The following is a 20,556-nucleotide window of genomic DNA, read 5'->3' as shown; positions in this document are numbered from 1 at the left end:
CGCAGCCTCTGGAGACGTAGTCACAGCAAGCAAGAAAAATAGCGTTTAATCAAATGAATTTATTATCCTGTATCGTTTTTATTTAGACTTAACTATAGTATAGGGGGCTATATGAGTCTTGCGGCTCATATACTCTTCAGCAACCATAGCGAATGTATTTTTAGACTTAAGCAATTGCTTGAACTCTTCATCTCTTTTGATATCGCGTGGATCATCACCGTTAGCAAGATGATACTTAATATCGGTCCGCATCTGTCTGGCAGCTGCTAAAGTGATCTCTGGGTATTGACCTAGTGTTACTGTGACACGTTTTCTTGTGATAGGTGTCGTATAGTCAATGCGCCATGCTTTTGTGCCGGCCTTACTGATATGTAAATAAAGACCACCGCCATCGGTTAAGGTATAGGGTTTATCCAAAGGCTTGGCCTTATCGACTTGAGTATTGGTAAGGGGGTTGACAGTTTTTTACCGTTTTTACAGTAAGCAAGGGGTAATTATGGGTATATAAGGTAAGTTTTGGACAATAAAAAACCCCTAAAAGCCTTGATGGAGGGGCGTTAAGGGGTATTTCAGTATATTCATGTGGTGCGCCCACAGGGACTCGAACCCCGATCGATCGCTTAGGAGGCAACTGCTCTATCCTGTTGAGCTATAGGCGCATTATGGGGTGACATTGTAGGAAAAAGCAGTCATAAAAGCAATCAACAAAAGACAAATAGAGGCAATTTGTCATTTATCTCCATTGCTAAGAGCATCAGCGACATCTACTGGATTATCGCCTGATTCTTTTTTTGCCCGTGATGTTGGTTGAAACAAGTCGTTTACGCTATTCTTATAACCATTAATATTATAATAATCGTATTTCTCTAAAATACCTTGGCCCGTACTTGAGAGTAAGAAGTTGCGAAAACTAACGGCAACCGTACGGTCTGTCAAAATAACGCCTTCGAGTTCTTGCTTGTCTTTCAAGGCATAATTAAAGGAGGTTAGTGTACGTGCCTCTTTATTATCGTTCTCGGTAGCTGCCTGTTCACTATTAGCATTTTCACTATCAGTATTTTCGCTATCGGTTTCATCCTCTGTAATAACTGTATTGGCGTTTGCCTTACTCTGGTTATCTTGGTGTTGAGACGCTGTCAGCTTTGCTTGTAGTTGCGCGAGACGTTCTGCCGATAGCCTATCATTTGCGATAATGATGTCTGTATTAAAAGCGGCGTCGCTGTCGTTGTTAGCATTGATATCATTATCTAATAAGGTTAAAAGTGTGTTTGGTGCCACATAGCTTGCTAACACTTGAATATGAGGATAACGAGATTCAAAACTGACAATGATATCGTCCAATGGCACTTGCAGGCTTTTTGCTGCACGGACATACAGGATGCTATCAGGCACAGTTTTGGCAGTCTTATCGCCTTTGGCAGCTTTAGGTTCATTCTCACTTGCCATGATAGGTAGCGGATCTATACTTTTACGATTGTGGGTCCACAACCACGCAATCAGAGCGATAAAAATTGCTAGCAGCAATAAAATTAGCCCAGCCAGTAGCAGCTTGTAGTCTTTCATATATTACCGCTCTTTTATTAATGGATTCAGTTCAAAATTTACATAAGACACTATAGGTGATATATGGCTTGCGTCAAAGCTTTTGATCGAATACTTCATTGGTTAACTCAGTCAGCATCTCTGCAAACACATCTGTATTCACAAAAGAAGACATAGACGCTGGGGTTTTATTCTCAGTACGGTTATGACCGGGCGAGGCAGGCTGGCTATCAATCGCTTTTGCATAGGCTGTCGCTTGATGTGCAGCCAATGGCGACTGACCGATCATAAGCTTGTCTTTTAGCCATTTAAACCCATGCGCCTCCCACCACGCTTCAAAACGTGATAAGGTGCTACCACGCACTGCAATAGGCAAATCTAATGTACGTAATTTTTGTGCCAATACAGGATCGCTGATGGCTTGGTGAATGCTCAGATAAAGGGAGCTACTATCGTCAGTATAAGGACGTCTGTTTTGCCATGATTTATCATCGATTTTCATACGCGGTAATTGCCATAGCTCACCACGATAGTAAACAACGTATAGACGTTGTTTCGGATGAACAAAGACGGCATCAATAGGACGCAAAGGCATAATGTTAAATCATCTCGTGATAATGGATATTAGGTCTAGATAAGGTATAGAAAATAACTTAAAAGAGCGGCAATGTATATTTTATTATCATAATTATAAGCAGTGCCACAAAGCGACATTAGATGTCGCAAGATAGTATAATACTGATATCTATACTGGTAAACATCGAATATCAGTGGCACACTGACAGAGCATATACGTGGCTTATAAAAGCGTATTGTACATCATATAATGCTAGCAGAAATGCACTACAGTGACGACTGCCAAAGATGTATTGATGAGTATCAATTCGGGCTTCACTGCTACTTTCTGTGGCACTTTTATTACAAGCGTAGTGATTGACAGGTTAGCTGTAACCAACAGTAGCTCTCAGCGCTTACGCTTATTCTAATCAGATTATTGTCTATGTTTACTATCATTCAGTCACATCGTACCGAAAATCTCGTTGACCAACTACTGGTGCAATATCAGTCAAAGAGTCAGAACATTTTTGAACCTTTTATTGTTATTGTACCGTCAATGGTATTGGGCGACTGGTTGGATAAAACCATTGCTAGCCGTGCTGGCATCAGTACATTGGTGCGTACCAAATTTTGGGGTCAGTATCAGTGGACACTTATGCAGGATGTGTTGACTCGCCATAATGCCTATTTGTTAGAGGTTAATCCTGAAGCAGCAACCTTGAATGTACCTGAAGTTGCTGTGCTGTCGCCAACGGTGATGCAGTGGCGCCTGTTCGGCTACCTAACTTACTATCAAGCGTTGATTGTCAACGATGACACGCATCCTGTGAACCCATTGTTGGCATCTTTGATTGACGAGCCGCAAGAAGGGGTCAAGCAAGATAAGGCGCAACAAGACGCGCGCATTTGGCAACTGGCAAGTGACTTGGCAAGGGTGTTTAACCGTTACTTGACTCACCGTGAGGATTGGCTGGCGCTATGGTCGGACAATAAGCCACTTGATGTAGATAAGCTGATCGCAGATAAAGATGCGTTGTCCCTACGTTTTGATCAGTATGCACGCGGTACGCCTGAGTGGCTAGTGGCACACTATGTAGAGCTTGAGATTGCACAGCGTTTTTTGTGGTCGCATTTGTTTGCGGATGTACATCAGCACCGCATGGCCATTGAGAATACCTTTTGGTCAGCCTTAGAAGATGATAAAGCAAATGAACGTGAGCAGTTGCCCAAAGTATTGCGTATTTTTACTATTCAGCAATTGCCACAGACTGAGCTTGATTTTTTGCAGCGCTTGTCGAAATATATGGACATCACGTTACTACACTACAATCCCTCAAAGTTATTTTGGGCAGATATTGTTGATAAAGCGTGGCTACAGCGTCAGCAGATTATTAATCCCCAAAGCGTGTTTTTACGTGATTACGGGCACAGTTTACTGTCGCGTTTAGGCAAACAGTCTCGTGATACTTTTGCTATGTTGGCCAATTTGTCAGGTAATGAGCAATACCAAGAGGCGCTGGTGGAGTGGCAAGATAACTTTAGTGATAGGTTTGATGATGAAACTGGTAGCGTCATCGATGGCAGTGCCAGTAATAGTGATAACGACGATAGGTTGCAAGCAGCAGAAAACGGCCCAAGTTTATTGCGCCGTTTGCAAAACGATGTGTTGATGCTTGACGAGCAATCAACCCAACAAGCGACAGCCGCAAAAGTCTCAGAGGCCGTCAGCAACCAAATAGCATTGGATTTTGAGCAAGAAACGTCATGGTACGACGATGAGGTACTAGAGAATAAGCGCTTTGAAAAAGACCGTTTTTGGGCTATCTCTTCTCAAGATAATAGCCTAAGCATTCATTCTTGTCATAATTTACAGCGCCAACTTGAAGTACTGCGCATTATGATTGGACGCTGGCTCAATGAGCCCATCAAAGCTGGTGAGAAAAAGCGCCATATATCAGACATTGTGGTGTTGCTACCTGATGTTGAGCGTCATCATGCGCTAATTAGCTCTATTTTCGTCAATGGCAGGGGACAAGATGGCCTGACCTTGCCTGCGAAGGTGACTGGTGTTGTCGATGCTGATATTCGCCAGTTATGGGAAGCGATTATTGGGTTTTATAAGCTGCTTGGCAGTCATAGCGCTCGTTTTGAAGCGGCTGAGGTTTTAGATTGGCTGATGCTGCCACCCTTATTTGAGAGTTTTGGGTTGACCCATGAGCAAATGAGCCGTGGTTGTGATTTGTTGGTGGAAGCTGGTTTTATCCGCGGGTTTGATGAGCTGCATCTAAAGCAGACCCTAGACGTCAATGACTATGATTATCGCTTTAGCTTCGCACAAGCGTTAGACAGACTGACTTTGGGTTTAATTATGCCAGAGGCGGGTCTGAGTGATTGTTTATACCCTTTGCATGAAGATGAATGGCCAAGTACAGCTGTACCTGAGATGAGCTTACCACTCGCGCAAGTGAGTCTAAATGATGCCATGATTGTAGAAGCGCTTTGTCGTATCTATGCTGGTTTGGTGGCAAGGCGTGATGACCATACACAAAAAATGAAAGCGGAAGATTGGCTCGATCAGATTGAGACCCAAGTGATTCATCGATACTTTGGCGATGTTGATCAAACACGTACGATGCGCGCTATCTATAATGCGATGAATGGCTTTAAATCGAGCTTACGTGCCAATCGTCATTATAGACAATACTCTAGTGGTGATAGCAATAGAGTAGAGGTGGAGCAAAGGCTGGCAGGGGTCGAGCAATTACCGCTCAAGCTGAGCTTTATGCTAGACAGTATCGAAGCTGAGCTTGAGAGCCAGCAAGTCAGTGCTGAGCCAACTGGCGTGATCACTTTTGGTCGATTTGGTGCACTACGCAACGTACCATTTGAGTTGGTAGTGATGCTCAACATGGATCTCTCTGAGTTTCCTGGGCGTGACCGTGACAACCGATATGACTTGATGAAAGCGACCAATTCACGGCGCGGCGATCGAGTCAGTGAGGATGATGATAACGGGGCATTTTTGGATGCGCTACTATGTGCGCGTAGTGCGTGTTGGATATTCTACAATGGACAAAGCTTGACCGACACTCATGAGCATCTACCAGCGAACCCAGTAAGTGAATTATTACAGTTCTTACAAGGTGAGGTACAGTGGCAGGTCAACTCGCTTGATACTTTGCCTGAAAGTATTGATCCAACGACAGAGAGTCTTAAGCGTTATTTACCAAAGCTCATCAAAGAGTGGCTGGTCACTGAGCATCCAGCACTACCTTTTCACAAAAGCTTGTTTGAAGCGGATATTGAAGGGATTTCTGAGAAAAAAACTGATACGTCTAATGATGTTAGCGATAGCAACCCTGATACTGCAGCAGCCGATGAGCTAGATAGGTTGCTAAATAAAGCCATGCGCAAAACCAAACTGGCTCAGAAAAAACAATTCCCTCCGGCGCCGCTGTGGCAAGCGGTGTTTGAGACACTACAGAAAAGAAGATCTAGCGAGCATCCACAACTGATTGGCTTGCCCACAAAAACACAGTACGAAGCCATTGCTCAAATGCTGGGTCATCGCTTGGGTGGACTGGGGAACATAAATCATCAAATCGTGTCTACATTAGCCAATATGCTGGGACTCGATACTTCTACTGCTGCTAATGATATGAGCGATAGGACTCAGGCGCTCACCCGAATGGTGCGTGATACCGTATTTAATATTGGCGAGATAGATATTGAGGGTATGCTGGTGTATCAAGTGCGCCATCCTGCCAAAGCGTTTTTACGGTCTCAAAAAGTGCATGTGGTACAAGGTGAGGAAGCGATGGCGCATCAGGAACCGTTGTTTTTGGATCACCTGACAACTTATCAGATTAAAGATCATTTGATTAAAAGGCTGGCCGCCGATAAGCGTACTGACAATAAGGTCCAGCAAGATAGCTCAACGTTGATGTATCAAAAAATTATACCAGCAGGGGTAGCACGCCAAACCACGTTGCCCAATCAACAACAACAATTACAGCAGCAGTGCCTAGAGTTTGAAGAGCAGTTGATCGCTAATGGTTTTGGTGAGCGTGTCGTACCTAATATAAGTAGAACAGATATAAGTAGAACAGAGGATATGACAGCTTTGCATTTACTGACACCCACCGCAGAGCACCCCTTTCAGATAGAGCTGGCAGCTATACTTAATCGTGTAAATAGCGACGCAAACAGTCAAATAGACACAGACGCATGGCTTACATTACTGCCAAAATCTATCAAAATAAAAGGCCTAGTGCCGCTGTTAACGCCAAGGCTATCAGTATCATCAGATAACGATGATAAAAACGCTCATATTCAGGCAGGCATGACCTATGCCGAGCAATCACCTAAGCAATGGTTAAATATACTGCCTAATTCTGCCAGTCCAAAACATCTCCTTAAGTTTTGGTTGTCCCATCTATACTGGCAAGTAGCCAGATGCACCACGGCTGAGCAAGTGGCAGCAAATGATGGCGTGAGTATTTGGCGTTTTAATAAATCGAGCTCAAAAGTAGATGCCTACAAAAATGTCATCGCATTTAAACTAAGCCCAATCGTCTATGAGGATGCGGTACTGGAGCTAATAAAGTGGGCGATTTTTGGCAATCTATCGGGTCAAACACCCATCACATTACTGCCTGAATATGCGCTTAATTATTTGGCTAAGTGCTCAAAATCGCAAGCAGATGATAATGAAAATAGCAATTATTGGCCAAAACGAGCAGATTTTAAAGATTGGTTAAGGTCTGATGATCATTTAGATACGGTATACGACACTTGCTCGCAGCATGCTATTTGGCAATATGTACTGCGTGATCAAGATGCCTTTAGAGCCTTATCAGCAGCGTTGACCACCTTGGCGCAACCACTGTATAGGCCGATGTTTACCGCATTAGATGGGTTAGACAATTAGCTATAGCAGTTGTTTTTAGTTTTCTTTTTATCCTCTAGATTTTATAGATAATAATTAAAAGTATGCGCTTATATGACAGATTTTACTGACACAACCGACATTATTGAACCTACTGTACAACCAAATTTATCTGACGATCATCCAGATGTTTCGGGTGACTTAGGGGCTATAGTTGAGGAAAAAGAAGAAATAGCACCGGCGGTTGCGGTTGCATTAACGGGTCGACACCTTATCGAAGCCTCAGCGGGTACAGGTAAAACGTGGACGCTGACTGGTATTGTGCTGCGCCTACTGATTGAGGCACGGCGTGCGCCAGAGCAAATCATTGCCACCACCTTTACTCGAGCCGCCGCTGCCGAGATGCGTCAGCGTATCCATGATCGTTTGGTAGAGTTTTATCAGCTATTACAATGGGTCAATAACCTGAGTGCAGATACCAAGAACAAAGATAACTTATATCCCAATATATTGCAGGTACTGCCTGATAGGGGCGATAACAAGAATAACAAGGATAAGCCAACAAGCAACGACTCAAGTATCGAATCAAATGCTAAAACAGAGGCTGATGAGTTTAATCAAGATATTGACCATGACCATAAACATGCTCAGCAGGTGGCTCGAGAAAAGCGCGCGCAAGTCAAAAAAGCGCGTGAAGATTGGTTAAAAGAGCAAGCCAAACATGCACGCTTAAACGCTATTATGGACGATCCCATTAACCTACATTTAGTCGGTTATCTATTAGATCATGTGTATAGCTATCCGATGGCGGAGGCGATCCGGCGTACTGCATTAGTGTTAACCACGTTGGATAAGCTGTTTGTCGGGACGCTCGATAGCTTGGCGCAAAAGTGGCTGACCGAGTACAGTAGTGAAACCGGTCATCAGCAAGGCATGGCGATTATAGAAGACAGTAGTATCGAGCAGGTTACCGATAGTATTATCCATGATGAGCTGCGTCAGTTTCAAAGCCGTTTGTATCATGAGCAGCCCAAACTGTATGCGCTTATGGATCAGCAAGGTAAGCTGACTGCAGTAGGGGATCATAAAAAATTCGTTTCTCGCTCGCTGAACTTTATTTCTGCGCCGATTGATGAGATGAGGGCTATTGAGTTTGATATCCAAAATTATGAAGAATTTTTGAATCAGTTCTGTAATTTTGACTTTAATGACATTCAAACCTATCTTGATAAAGATTTTAGAAAAAAAGAAGGGTTCGATAATCGTAAAAGTGTTGCTAAAAATTTAGGTTTTTATCAAGATTTCAAAGATCTTATTCAAAATAAGCAACTATCCTTTTCTCAAAGCTTATCTAAACCACAATTAAATTTTTTAAAACAACTCAAAGCTACTTACGATGACTCAGAGGAATCTGGATTCTTAGCAGACAAAGAACAAGGAAGAGTGAGGTTTATTAGTACTAAATCCGTTCAGATGATGCTTAAGCTATATAAATATATTCAACAGTTTAATAGTTACATCATTACTATTTTAGCCAACCTTAACCGTCATATCGTGCTTGCGGTACGCAATAGACTGCCAGTGATTTTAGAGGAGCGAGGGGAGACCACCTTTAGTCTGCAGATGGTGCGCTTAAACCAAGCACTAACAGGTCGGCAAGGCGATAAGCTAGCACGTTATATACGTCACCATTACCCCATTGCATTAATTGATGAGTCGCAAGATATCAATGGCGAGCAAGCCATTATGATCGAAAGTATCTATTTGCCAAAGCGTAAACGTAAACAGTCGGATAATGACAAGCAATCCACTACTAAAAAATCCAGCCATGAGTTTTTGCTACTGGTTGGTGACCCAAAGCAGGCGATCTATGGGTTCCGTGGCGGTGACGTGACCAACTATAATTATATGAAAGGGCAGTTTGACAAAAGTACCATTTGGACGCTCAACACCAACCGTCGCTCAAATGCAGGGGTGATTCATGCACTAAACTGCTGGTTTGGTATGCCGACAGCAACGACTGCTGACAACAAGCTGGCACAGTTGGGCAGTGATATTTATTACCAGCATACGAAAGCTAGGAAAGAAAAAGAAGGTGAGGAAGCCAAGAGTAAACTATCTTGGTTTAGGGATTCAGACGCAAAAGATAGTAGCTTGGTGACGGAGGTGCTTTCTGCTCAGCCGGTGAGCCTCTTGCACCTGCCTAATGGTAAAGATGGTGAGCTTGATTATGATGAGTATGAAATCACCGCTCGTCATATTGCTAGCTTGCTCAGCAGTGGTCAGACATTAAAAGATAGGCCGATTCAGCCTAGTGATATCGGTGTGTTGGCACGTACCAAAAAAGATTTAAAGCAGGTTGAAGACGAGCTGGTAAAACTGGGCGTCCCAACCCTGACTACCAGTGATGTCAGTATATTCGAGACGATTATGGCAGAGGATATCGCAGCGCTACTGAGCGCCATGCTATACCCGTATCGTCATGACATGATTAATCGGGTTTTGACCAGCCATCTATATGGCCTAAGTATCAACGATATCAAAGCTATGATGACGGATCATGAGTCAGGCGTGGCTGAGAGTGACGACAGACTTAATGGTATCAACTCAAATAGTAGCGATGTTCAAAATAGAGAACATAAAAAGAGCTATCAAGATTTTATTACGTATCTAAAAGAAGGCGCACAGCGCTGGCAGCATTTTGGTGTTTTGTCGGCGCTACATTACTTACTAGATAAAAGTCCCATACAGTCACAAGGCGTTTGGCAAGCACTGGCCGCTCATCCAGAAGGTGATCGACATATTATGGATTTGCGTCATATCATGGACGTATTGGCACAGTATGGCCTAGGTATGGGTGAGCATGAGCTTTTGGCTTGGTTTAGACAACACATAGAGGCTGCACCCAACAGCGATTGGGCCAAGCAGTATCCGCTACCCACAGAGTCTGGCGTGCAGCTCATGACCATTCATAAATCAAAAGGGCTTGAGTTTCCGATAGTCTATGTACTGGGTATGGGAGATGCCAGTAGGAAATCAGGTAATAATGAGAAGTATGGTCTATATTTATATAACGTCCAGCAAGCGCCTTCAGCGTTAGTGCAGCAATCAGCAGAGGATCAATTTATAGGTAATCAGCGCCGCTTCTCACCATTGCAAGGCTCTGCTACGGTAGAGGACTATTATACTGATATCGAAACAAAAGAAGGCTTTGATGAGCTGCGCCGACTTGGTTATGTGGCATTTACGCGGGCTAGCGAACAACTTTATGTGGTGTTGCGAGATCCTAGTAATAAGACAGGATTTGAGTTGAAGCCAGTATTTTACTGGTTTGACTCTGTAGACGCAAAGTTTGAATTACCTGATAGGCTAAAAGGCACGATAGGTATGCTTAGAGGCCATAATATTAATGAGTTCTATAATAGTCACTATACTAAGACAGTAACGTCAACAGATACCAAACTTACCATAGAGCCCACGGCAGAAGCGATTGAGTATGTTCCTTTTTCTGATGTCATGAAAACGAGTTATTTTTATGGTTGGGCTAAGACCAGCTTTACGGCTTTGGCTCGTCAGCTAGACGAATCAACGCAAGCAATGGCTGTTGTTGATGAGCGTATTGATGATGCGATAGACATTGATATGGCAGACGCTGCAATGTCGTTAGAACCTTATCCTAATAGTAGCCTTGATAGTAATACGTCTCTCGAAAAAATTGATGAGATAAGTCTCAAGTCAGAAGAGGATATTCGCTTTACCTTTGTAAAAGGTGCTAATGCAGGTACGTTTTTACATGAGATATTTGAAAAAATCGATTTCACTAATAAATCCCAGTGGTCTGGGGTGATCGATAGAGCGGTAAGTAGTTATCAATTACCGCTGGTGTATAGCAGTGCTGAACATCAAAGCCGTAGGTCACAGGTAAAGGGGGAAGGAGATCGTGACTCATTTGACTCTGAGTCGATAGATACGACAAAGCATGAGGCCTTGATTGCTTGGATTGAAGAGGTGTTGCGTACTCCGCTGCTAGCGTCCAATCAGCCACTTTATTCTCTCAACGAAGAGCAACGCTTTGCTGAATTAGAGTTCAATATGGGGCTGTCAGAGCGCTTTAAAGCAGAGGATATCAGTCAGTTATTTCAACAGTATCTACCGGATGAGACAGACAAGCATGTCAATCTTGTACCGCAAAATAGAACGCACTTGTATCGTTACTTGCGTGGTGAGATTGATTTGGTTTATGAGTATGCTGGCAAGTACTATGTGGTCGATTATAAGAGTAATTTTTTAGGAAATAGCCTAAGCGATTATAATGAAACTACACTTAAAAAAGCCATGTCCAAAGCAGGGTATTGGCTACAAGCAGCAATTTACCAAGTAGCATTGCATCGATTCCTTTCGATGAGAATTGCTGATTATGTAGGCAATGAGTCTAGGTATTTAGGGGCGGTAGAATATGTCTTTCTAAGAGGGGTATATAGCCCCGACGCTCAAGCAGTCGATACCGTATCACAAGAGGCTATTAAAACGAGCGAATCACCATACAACGGCCGTTATGGACTCGTGACGTGGGATATACCAATCGAATTTATCAAAGGTTTAGATGCGCTATTTGGTGTACCTGATTAGTAGATCATACCTAACGACTATCATTAATCAAAGATTCTAAAAAGATCAAACAGGTCAAAACAGAGACAAATATATCATGAGCAATAATAATAAAAACAGTGCAGCAATGGGCTTACAAGAAAGCTGGGCCAGTAATATCAGTGATTATATTTTGCTACGCCGTGAGCAAACGCGTATAGCGTACGACGCAACGTATGCAAAAGCGAATAATGAGAGCAAACAAGCCGATAAGAAAGAAGACGATTATTTATTTAACGCATTGTTCATGATTTTAGCCACGCATTTAGAAGAGGGCCATACCGTACTGACCATTGAGTCCTCTGAGCATGAAGAGGTATTGCAAGGTGAAATCAATAATGAGTCAGTCACATTATACACTTGGCAGCAACAGTTATTAGAGATGCTAGCAATGCCAATCTTGGCGCTCATAGATACCAAATCAAATACTCAACCAGAAGATCAATCTACCGCCGAAACGTCGATATTTACATTGCTAAGCACATTATTTGATAAGCGGGATCAGCTATGGATACAGTTGGCGCTGAGTAATCATGAAAAGGAGATGCTAACCAAGCGTTTTGATACAATTGCCAAGGTATTTCAGCTACTAAAAAATACAGACTTTACTTTTTTCATGAATCTAGTTAATAAGCATGCTTTGTTTGCTGAGGTTAAGGCGAACACTAATAGTAACAATGAAGAAAATAGCCTAAGCAATAATAACCAACCTATCATTTACGACATAACTAATAGCCAAAATTCAACAAACTCTATTACTTTTTGGCTACATCGCGCATGGCAAGCCGAATTTAATTTGGCAAAAAATATTAACAATATCTTGAATCAAAAAGTAAAGCCTTTACCAATAACAATACCTGAAAGTCTTCACGAAAATCAAATAAAAGCAATTAATGTCGCTAATAACAACGCGTTTAGTATCATTACCGGTGGTCCAGGGACAGGTAAAACATACACCGTTGCTCAGTTAGTTATTGCACTGCAACAAGCGACAGAGAGTGGAGGGGAGGGTTCTGAAAATATTAGATTTAGTACGGATAGTGCGAGTCTCGCACTAGCAGCGCCTACTGGTAAGGCTGCACAGCGTATGCAAGAGTCTTTACAGGCTGCTTTGGATACAGCGGGCATTGATTTGCAGCTGCAAGAAGCCAAAACCATTCACCGTTTGCTAGGTATTGGGCGGACGGGCAGACCTCGTTACAATGCCGATAATCCACTCGGCGAAGATATTATCATTGTTGATGAGGCGTCGATGCTAGGGGTTGAGTTGGCTAATTACTTGGTGAGTGCAGTGAAACCAGGCGCAAGGCTCATACTGTTAGGAGACGCTAATCAGTTGGCAGCAGTCGATGCAGGGGCAGTATTGGCGGATTTATGCCGCATATCATTGCTACAATCCATTCATGCAGAGCTGACTGAGAGTCGCCGATTTGGCGCGGACTCAGGTATTGGCAAGCTGGCTACCCAAATCAATAGAGCAGAGACAAATCTTCAAACTATTTGGCAAATATTAAGGCAAGACGATGCCTTGAGTTTCCAATACGTTAATACGTTGCAAGTAGACTCTATACCAAGCAATCAGATAAAAAATAGCCTAAGCAATAAAAAAAATAACTTAAAGATCTCCCAAAATTATCGAACGTATATAAGAAAAATTAAAAATTTGCTAAGAAATCCAGTAGAAAAATCTATGCCAGAATCAACAAAAAGCACTATTGCATCATTGATGGAAATATTTAGTGAGTTCAGAGTATTAACTGCTGGTCATAATGGTGAGTGGGGCGATCATTACATTAATAATTATCTCACCCAATGGCATCTCACTGAACTAAAGCTCCCACTGGGTCAAAACGCATGGTTCCACGGTCGCCCTATTATGATTTTGCAGAATAACTATGAATTGGGGTTATTTAATGGTGATATTGGTTTTTGCTTACAGTCATCAGATGACAAAAGTCGATTGGAAGTATTTTTTGAAAATAAGACCCAAGGGATTGCGGTCGATCTACTCAACGAGGAGGTAGTTGCTACTGCGTACGCTATGACGATTCATAAGTCGCAGGGATCTGAATTTGATCATGTCGCAATTACGTTTGATGATAGTCATGCAAGATTATTAAGCAAGGAGCTTATTTACACAGCGGTGACTCGTGCCAAAAAACAAGTGACGATATACAGTACAAAACACGCTTTTGAGAAAGCTGTCCAAACACCGACCGAAAGACATACCGGTTTGTCCCTACAGTTTGAGTACTTATGATTATCATTCTGAGCACAAAAAAAGCATCCTATTTGGATGCTTTTTTTGAACTTAGATATTGTTAGTCACTTAGAGGTAAGACTTAAACCTTATCTTCTTTGATAGCATAGATACCTGGCAGGTGACGCAAGTAACCATGGAAGTCCATACCACAGCCATAGACATAACGATCTGCGACATTAATACCGACGAAATCAACATCAAAATCGGCAACTTTGCGGTCATGCTGCTTGTTTAGCAGCACACAAGACTCGAGAGATAATGGTTTTTCTTTATTTAGCTCTTCGACAACAGCCTTTAGAGTAATGCCTTCATCAAAAATATCATCAATCAACAAGACATGCTCGCCTTCGATACTCACATCAGGCTTGAATTTCCAATCAAGATCGTCAGTACCTTCGTTGTCACGATAGCGTGTCGCATGGATATAATGCATACGATGATAGAATGTCAGATGCGTCAATAATTGACCAGCTGGAATTAATCCACCGTTCATAACAACCATCACAATTGGGTTCAAACCAGCGTAGTGTAGGTTAAGCTGAGCGGCCAAGCGCTCATAAGCGGCAGCAACTTCAATGCTGCTGATCAGGCACTCTGAGTTACGTAATGTTTTTTCGATTTCTTGATTGCTGATTTGGGTCATCGGGCGCACCTTTGGTGAAAAATGCCAAGTATTTTAACAAGTTTTGGTAAATTTTCCCAATGTTATATGACCATTTGATCAAAATTTAGCAATTACTCTGGTTTTTCAATGATAAATGGACGGTAATAATTCGCCAAACGATTGAGAGAGTCATTTGGTAGATCAGGTAGTAGCTTGTTAAGCGCCATATTCATTCCTTTATCAATCGCAGATTTGGCAACTGGCACTGATTTGCGTTTGATCATACCTAATTTTAACGTTTCAGCGTAGCGACTGACGAAGTGGGTTAATGTCGCGTCATTCATGGTTTCGAGCGCTGTTTTAAACTTGGCTCTATCTACGTGCTCTGGTGTGATAGCAGCAAAGCCTTCAACGATAGTTCTAACATCTGTTTCTGACAATTTAAAGCCAATACGTTTTACGCCTTCATTATCAATAAAAGTTGCCTGATCTTTTAGAAAGTGAAAGCTTGGCAGCACATCTTCGTTATTTTCTTTACCCAACAATATATTGAGTAGGGTATCTGTGGCACGTTCAATGGTAGCAACAATCTTGCGCATGGCCGCTTGACGCTCAGGGTTTGGAATAATTTCGACCAAACCCACAAGCAAATTGTCCGTTAGATCACGAGCTGTCTGATGAGTGAGCGCGTCTCGGTAAGGGTAATATTCTACTTGCTCATTTGAAGCAACGACTTGTTCGGCCTCGCTGATTAATACTTTTAATTTATCTGAAGGTACGAAACCAAAATAATGTGCCATTATGCTTCCTTTATTTGTTGTTTTTCATGTCTTACTTGCGTTACATTCGTCGTGAAATCGGTTACCATTTAACCGGAATTTGAAACAAAGACTCACCACGCCATATGCTACTTAGTGACGCACCTTAATTGTACAATGTGAAAATTTATTGGCTAATATTTCTCACACATAATTTTTACAATTTATTCGGTGACGGATCGGTTTATATGAATGACTCGCTGCACACTAATTTAGCATATTTTTTATATTTTGATTTAAAAAGCTTGAACTTATAAGACTACCTACTACTTGTCTAGGGAGAGATAAGATGAATAGTACTATTGTACTGATATTCGGCGTTGCTGCTATGCTTTGTGGCTACGTGTTTTACTCAAAATTCATTGCTACTAAAGTTTTAGCATTGGACAACAGTCGCCCCACGCCAGCGCATACGATGAAAGATGGGGTCGATTATGTTCCTACCAATAAATATGTACTATGGGGGCACCATTTTACCTCGGTGGCAGGCGCTGCACCGATTATTGGTCCCGCAATTGCGGTTATTTGGGGCTGGGTACCTGCTATCATTTGGGTGGTGCTCGGTACGATTTTTATGGCTGGTGTACATGATATGTCGGCCATTTGGGCAAGTATGCGCAATAGGGGGCAGTCAATTGGCTCTATTGCGGGTACAGTCATGGGCACACGTGTCCGCAGTTTGATGATGGTTGTGATTTTCTTATTACTATTGATGGTCAACGCGGTGTTTGGTGTTGCTATCGCTAATATGATGATCAAAACGCCGTCTGCCGTACTGCCTGTTTGGGGCGCCTTAGTGGTTGCCTTTATCATCGGTCAGTGTATTTATCGCTACAAGATGAATTTGGTTTGGGTATCTATTCTCGGGGTAAGCGCTTTATATGGGCTGATCTATCTTGGCCCTATGTTCCCGATTGTGTTACCTGAGACCGTGATGGGCTTACCTGATAACGCGGTTTGGATTCTTATTTTATTTGCCTATGCGGCGATTGCTTCGTTGTTGCCCGTATGGATGCTGCTTCAACCTCGTGATTATATTAATGGTTTGCAGCTGTTCGTTGGTTTGATTTTATTGTACGCAGCTATCTTTATCGGCACGCCAAATATTGTCGCGCCAGCAATAAACACAGCACTGCCAGTTGACACGCCATCACTAATGCCGCTGTTGTTTGTGACGATTGCTTGTGGGGCGATATCAGGATTCCACGGATTGGTTGCGACAGGGACGACGTCTAAGCAGATTGATAAAGAAGAAGACGCACGTTTCGTTGGTTATTTTGGTGCGCTAGGTGAAGGTATGCTGGCACTCGGCGCAATTCTAGCAGCAACCGCAGGTTTTGCTACCCTTGGTGATTGGCAAGCGGTCTATCAAAAATTTGGCGACGGTTCTATCGGTGCCTTCATTGATGGTGGTGCGACCATATTAAATGCGGGTGTTGGCATTGACATGGTACTATCACAGACGATGCTTACGGTCATGGCTGCCTTGTTTGCAGGTACCACTATGGATACTGGTGTACGCCTGCAACGCTATATTTTCCAAGAGTTCGGTGAGTTTTATAACCTGCCAGTCCTCAATAAAAGCGTGGTCGCAACATTGCTTGCTGTCGGCAGCTGCTTGCTATTAGCATTCGGCGCGGGCGGTATTGATGGTGCTGGTGGTATGATTATCTGGCCACTATTTGGTACGACTAATCAGCTAATGGCGGCGTTAACACTAATGATCGTAACGGTTATCTTGTTACGTAAAGGCAGAACAGTTTGGTACACTTTAGCGCCATTGTCGTTCTTGCTAGTCATGACGGTATTTGCACTACTTATTCAGCTCAAAACTTTCTTCACTGATGGCAATTGGCTGCTTATCATTATGGATATCATTATCTTGATAGCAACCATCTTAGTAACGTTTGAGAGTCTGTCTGTATTACGCAAAGAATGGTCGATACACAAAGGCAAAAGCGGTGACATTTAAACGCTAAACCATACTAAATATTTATCAACTTAAAAACGCTAGCAGCAATTGCTGGCGTTTTTTGTATCACATAGGCATGATAGGTAATAAGAAATAAGTAGGGTATAAGCGAATTATGGAAAATAAAAACACATCAAATGATATAGAAAACGCCCAACCACCAGAGAGTACTCAACCATGGTGGCAACGATTTGTGGCAGGACTCAATGAGTTTTATCATGCACCTTATCGCCAAACGATGGCACGTGCTGCCCGTGATGAAGAAGATTTCTTTATGCTGCTGATGTTTGCTGAAAGCTTAGGCATTGATAATCCTGCCAGCTTTTATACCTTAGAGTTACAACCGTTATTTTTAGAAAACTTTCACGAGTGGCACACGCGCATGGGTATGGATAGATGCCCATTTGACCATGTTGGCTGCTGCTAATCGTTTATTTATGATTGAAAAATAAAAATAATATAAGAAATGAGATAAAAATATGGCATTACATCCTCTACATACATTAGTAGAACAACTAAAAGCACAACCGATTATATTTATCGGCGGTAAGGGCGGTGTGGGAAAAACCACTACTGCCGCCGCACTTGCCAGTTATTACGCAAGCCAGCAGCAAAAGACGCTGATTGTCTCAACCGATCCAGCACACAGCTTGGGCGACGTGTTGGATACACAGCTTGATAACGCAAAAACAGCAATATCACCTTATTTAGATGCCATTGAGTTAAATCCAGATGTAATCGTTGACGAGCATTTTTCTCAAGTTGAGCGTACGATTAAATCCTATGCCAATCCAGATATGATGCCCAAAATTCGTGAGCATCTGAGGCTATCAAAATCAGCACCCGGCGCCCAAGAAGCAGCGATGCTCGAATCCATGTGCCAGCATTTAGTCGAAGCGGCAGATGCAGGCTATGAGCATATTATCTTTGATACTGCACCGACAGGGCATACGCTACGGTTGCTAGTACTACCAGAAATGATGGGTGCATGGACAGATGGACTGCTTGCTCAGCAACGACGGCAAGCCAAGCTACGCTCAGTAGCGACGCATTTGGACAGTCACAATCAAAAAAGCAGTCAAACGGATAGCGCTCAAAAGAACCATGTGGCCAATCCGTTTGCCGCAAAAAAGCCTGATCGCTGGGAGCAAGCGGTATCCGTGCTAGAAAAGCGCAAGCAGTTGTTTCGCCAAGCAGGACTGCTGCTGCATGATCGTACACAAACGGCAATTGTGTTGGTTATGACGGCTGACGTGTTGCCGTTGGCTGAGACCAAACGGGCTATCGAACAGCTAGAGGACAGCAAGCTCACGCCCGCAGCAATCGTCATCAATCAGTTGATATCAACAACGCAGTCGGATGAGTTTTGGCGCCGGCGTGCTGAGCGTCAGCAGGATTTGCTGCAGGATATTGAAAACAATTTTTCTAAATATCCGCTATATCCAATTTATCTGCAGCAAACAGACGTACGTGGCACAGAGGCATTGAGTACATTGCTAGGCTAGATGCAGCAAACGATAGAACGGTAAATGACTACGACTCACGCTTGTACGATTGCAGCTTACCCGATAGCGACCATGCCATATCTGCGCGCAGCAGCTGCGCCTGTTCAGAATTACCACTGCTAAGCGATGACCATTGCGGTTTGCCGCGAGCCTTTTTTAGCTCACTAGGTAATTTATTCGCAGGCCATACGGTAATCGGGTTGCTATCTTCATTAGTATTGCTGTTGCTATCATTGTGGTAACTACCATCATCTGACGATGTCTCAAGGCTGCTTTTCTCGCCTTTGTATAATAGCTGGGTGGCATCAGTCGCAGCATGACCGCGATGGCGTAGGGCAGTGAGTAAGTCGATCGCTCGCGTTGCTAGCAATGTCAACGTCGCAGGATCGATATATAAGCGTTTTACCCCAGTGATCCTATCGGCAATACTACTGGTGTTAGATAGTAACCCGCCTGCGATACCACCTATCGCTGCACCCAAGCCCAATGTCGTACCTAGCGCTGCTGCATCAATACCCAACCCTAACAGCGCGCCCGCTGCTGCGCCAGAAGTGGTACGGATACCATAGCTCTTGAGTAACTCAGGATCAAATGGGTCTTGCTGATAGGCTTGCAATTCAAGCGGGGTTGCTGCAACGGCATTGTCATAAAACTTATAGAGGTTAAGTAAATTGTGCTGCATTGCACGCTCACTTTGCCTCACCGCTTCTTGCATTTGTTCTAATACAGGCATCGGGTCGTCATCTTCATTGATCTCGCGTACAAAAGAAGCGACATTCAATAAAAAGTCAGCAATAATAATATTGGCCTCATCATACAACTGCGCCCAATCTTCAGTCCGGCGCTGCATCAATTGCTCAAGCATCTCAGAATGAGTGAGCATGGTGGCGAGGTTTTGCCAAAGATGCATCTCATCTTCAAATTCAAAAGCAACGGAATCAAAACGTGTGGAGATATGTAGATTGCGTCTTGCCAGCATGGTTTGCCAATCATCAATATTGGCATTCTGACTGTCGGTAAAGTTAAAGACAGGCATCACCGGAATGGCAGCCCACGATAAAATCGCTAGCTCATCTTTATACTTGCCCAATACTGGCTCACGAGCATCTACCACATAGATGGCCATATCACTTGCCAGCAGCTGACGAATCACTTTTGCTTCTTGGCTATAATCATAGCTGTCTAGAACACCGCTATCTGCACCTTGAGCGATATTTGATGCCAAAAACTGCTGCAAGCGCTCAATACCATCACGGCGACTGGCGGTGTTGTCCTCCAACCAGTCCATGAGTCCTGATGCGTCCTCTAGGCCTGGTGTGTCGTATAGTGCTACCAGCACCTCACCCGTTTGACTGTCTGTCAGACTTGCTTGCTCGACGTGACGCGTGGTCGCCGCTTCGTTTTTGACTTCACCAAAATAGACATCACGCAGTAACGTGCGCAATATGGAGGTCTTACCGGTATTGGTGTGTCCCACGACCGCCAATTTTAGCGCCTCACCACTGGCGGTGGTTTTTTTTGTCACATTTGTGGTGGCTGGCGGTACTGATTCAGTTGATATGGATGGATTATCATGAGTCACTTTCGAATGAGCGGCCGTTTTTGACACTGTCGAATGCGAGGTCTTGGCGTTATTATTTGAGTCGCTGGGGAACGCCTTGTCTGCAAAAAGACCTGTAGGCGTGTGATGCTCGTGATTTTGGTTTTTATTGTCATTATTCATAGTCGCGTCTTATTGTTATTGATGATCAAACTTTAG

General features: G+C 43.2%; 11 protein-coding genes, 1 tRNA gene and 1 pseudogene. 6 read left to right on the top strand and 7 right to left on the bottom strand.

Features of this window, described 5'->3' with window-relative positions:
• Nucleotides 1-78 precede the first annotated feature (78 nt).
• The 4 genes and pseudogenes from GYK50_RS06820 to GYK50_RS06805 all read right to left on the bottom strand — a co-directional run.
• A pseudogene (locus GYK50_RS06820) lies at nt 79-438 on the bottom strand (integrase arm-type DNA-binding domain-containing protein); the annotation flags it as partial.
• Nucleotides 439-583: 145 nt separating this feature from the next.
• Nucleotides 584-659: transfer RNA gene (locus GYK50_RS06815), tRNA-Arg, on the bottom strand.
• A gap of 70 nt (nt 660-729) precedes the next feature.
• Nucleotides 730-1,563 (bottom strand): hypothetical protein, encoded by an 834-nt coding sequence (locus GYK50_RS06810; RefSeq protein WP_212563558.1) that lies wholly within the window; start codon nt 1,561-1,563, stop codon nt 730-732.
• A 73-nt stretch (nt 1,564-1,636) separates the two neighbouring features.
• Complete coding sequence (locus GYK50_RS06805; protein WP_212563557.1) at nt 1,637-2,137, bottom strand: hypothetical protein; 501 nt, start codon at nt 2,135-2,137, stop codon at nt 1,637-1,639.
• A gap of 405 nt (nt 2,138-2,542) precedes the next feature.
• On the opposite strand from GYK50_RS06805, the gene GYK50_RS06800 reads away from it, so the two are divergent.
• The 3 genes from GYK50_RS06800 to recD all read left to right on the top strand — a co-directional run bounded on the left by GYK50_RS06800 (nt 2,543) and on the right by recD (nt 13,895).
• Nucleotides 2,543-7,030, top strand: a complete 4,488-nt coding sequence (locus GYK50_RS06800; protein ID WP_212563556.1) for an exodeoxyribonuclease V subunit gamma — start codon at nt 2,543-2,545, stop codon at nt 7,028-7,030.
• A 72-nt stretch (nt 7,031-7,102) separates the two neighbouring features.
• A complete protein-coding gene (locus GYK50_RS06795) occupies nt 7,103-11,617 on the top strand; it encodes a UvrD-helicase domain-containing protein (RefSeq protein ID WP_212563555.1) in 4,515 nt (1,504 codons plus the stop codon).
• A gap of 73 nt (nt 11,618-11,690) precedes the next feature.
• Entirely contained in the window at nt 11,691-13,895 is a 2,205-nt protein-coding gene (gene recD / locus GYK50_RS06790) for an exodeoxyribonuclease V subunit alpha (protein WP_212564516.1), read from the top strand.
• An 82-nt stretch (nt 13,896-13,977) separates the two neighbouring features.
• Here recD and GYK50_RS06785 read toward each other — a convergent pair whose 3' ends face one another.
• Nucleotides 13,978-14,541: a hypoxanthine-guanine phosphoribosyltransferase gene (locus GYK50_RS06785; protein WP_071001542.1), complete on the bottom strand. Its 564-nt coding sequence runs from the start codon at nt 14,539-14,541 to the stop codon at nt 13,978-13,980.
• Nucleotides 14,542-14,633: 92 nt separating this feature from the next.
• The gene (locus GYK50_RS06780; RefSeq protein ID WP_212563554.1) at nt 14,634-15,302 is read right to left on the bottom strand and encodes a hypothetical protein; all 669 of its coding nucleotides are present in this window, start codon (nt 15,300-15,302) and stop codon (nt 14,634-14,636) included.
• A gap of 307 nt (nt 15,303-15,609) precedes the next feature.
• Here GYK50_RS06780 and GYK50_RS06775 point away from each other — a divergent pair, with 307 nt between their 5' ends.
• The 3 genes from GYK50_RS06775 to GYK50_RS06765 all read left to right on the top strand — a co-directional run bounded on the left by GYK50_RS06775 (nt 15,610) and on the right by GYK50_RS06765 (nt 18,797).
• Nucleotides 15,610-17,292, top strand: coding sequence for a carbon starvation CstA family protein (locus GYK50_RS06775; protein WP_212563553.1), 1,683 nt, complete (start codon nt 15,610-15,612; stop codon nt 17,290-17,292).
• A 115-nt stretch (nt 17,293-17,407) separates the two neighbouring features.
• Entirely contained in the window at nt 17,408-17,719 is a 312-nt protein-coding gene (locus tag GYK50_RS06770) for a cory-CC-star protein (RefSeq protein WP_093070887.1), read from the top strand.
• A 52-nt stretch (nt 17,720-17,771) separates the two neighbouring features.
• On the top strand, nt 17,772-18,797 hold the full coding sequence (locus GYK50_RS06765) for an ArsA family ATPase (protein WP_212563552.1): 1,026 nt from the start codon (nt 17,772-17,774) through the stop codon (nt 18,795-18,797).
• A gap of 28 nt (nt 18,798-18,825) precedes the next feature.
• On the opposite strand, the gene GYK50_RS06760 is transcribed toward GYK50_RS06765, so the two are convergent.
• Nucleotides 18,826-20,520, bottom strand: a complete 1,695-nt coding sequence (locus GYK50_RS06760; protein ID WP_093070892.1) for a DUF3482 domain-containing protein — start codon at nt 20,518-20,520, stop codon at nt 18,826-18,828.
• Nucleotides 20,521-20,556 lie beyond the last annotated feature (36 nt).

Source organism: Psychrobacter pacificensis (genome assembly GCF_018336615.1).
In the GTDB taxonomy this organism is placed as follows: Bacteria; Pseudomonadota; Gammaproteobacteria; order Pseudomonadales; family Moraxellaceae; genus Psychrobacter; species Psychrobacter pacificensis.
Note: the sequence above shows the minus strand (reverse complement) of the source record. Positions and strands in the feature narration are given on the sequence as shown.

Bases quoted from the DNA above. Each gene is read 5' to 3' on its own strand.
- GYK50_RS06810 (WP_212563558.1), bottom strand. From the start codon at position 1,563: ATGAAAGACTACAAGCTGCTACTGGCTGGGCTAATTTTATTGCTGCTA.
- GYK50_RS06805 (WP_212563557.1), bottom strand. From the start codon at position 2,137: ATGCCTTTGCGTCCTATTGATGCCGTCTTTGTTCATCCGAAACAACGT.
- GYK50_RS06800 (WP_212563556.1), top strand. From the start codon at position 2,543: ATGTTTACTATCATTCAGTCACATCGTACCGAAAATCTCGTTGACCAA.
- GYK50_RS06795 (WP_212563555.1), top strand. From the start codon at position 7,103: ATGACAGATTTTACTGACACAACCGACATTATTGAACCTACTGTACAA.
- GYK50_RS06785 (WP_071001542.1), bottom strand. From the start codon at position 14,541: ATGACCCAAATCAGCAATCAAGAAATCGAAAAAACATTACGTAACTCA.
- GYK50_RS06780 (WP_212563554.1), bottom strand. From the start codon at position 15,302: ATGGCACATTATTTTGGTTTCGTACCTTCAGATAAATTAAAAGTATTA.
- GYK50_RS06775 (WP_212563553.1), top strand. From the start codon at position 15,610: ATGAATAGTACTATTGTACTGATATTCGGCGTTGCTGCTATGCTTTGT.
- GYK50_RS06770 (WP_093070887.1), top strand. From the start codon at position 17,408: ATGGAAAATAAAAACACATCAAATGATATAGAAAACGCCCAACCACCA.
- GYK50_RS06765 (WP_212563552.1), top strand. From the start codon at position 17,772: ATGGCATTACATCCTCTACATACATTAGTAGAACAACTAAAAGCACAA.
- GYK50_RS06760 (WP_093070892.1), bottom strand. From the start codon at position 20,520: ATGAATAATGACAATAAAAACCAAAATCACGAGCATCACACGCCTACA.